This is a genomic window from Pseudomonas sp. SWRI81 (genome assembly GCF_014268545.1).
In the GTDB taxonomy this organism is placed as follows: Bacteria; Pseudomonadota; Gammaproteobacteria; order Pseudomonadales; family Pseudomonadaceae; genus Aquipseudomonas; species Aquipseudomonas hamedanensis.
This window is the reverse complement of record NZ_JABWQS010000106.1, coordinates 1-349: the sequence shown is the minus strand read 5'-3', so window position 1 is coordinate 349 and position 349 is coordinate 1. Positions and strand designations below refer to the sequence as shown.

At 58.5% G+C, this 349-nt stretch carries 1 protein-coding gene; it reads left to right on the top strand.

Annotated features, from left to right (window positions below; all coding sequences use genetic code 11):
- On the top strand, positions 1-349 hold a 349-nt coding region (locus HU765_RS26630), incomplete at both ends, for a catalase (protein ID WP_186624092.1).

Here is a 349-nt window from a genome sequence, read left to right as displayed (position 1 = left end):
GCATTCCGGATGGCTACCGCCACATGCATGGCTTTGGCAGTCACACCTACAGCCTGATCAATGCCCAAGGCGAGCGCTACTGGGTGAAATGGCACTACAAGACCAAACAGGGCATCAAGAATCTCGCACCGGCAGACGCTGCACGTCTGGCGGGCACCGATCCGGATTACGCCCAGCGTGACCTGTTCGAGGCGATCGAGCGTGGCGATTTCCCGAAATGGCGCGTCTGCATTCAGATCATGACCGAAGCCCAGGCAGCGGCGCATTACGAGAACCCGTTCGACGTCACCAAGACCTGGTCGCAGAAAGAGTTTCCGCTGATCGAAGTGGGTGAGCTTGAGCTCAATCG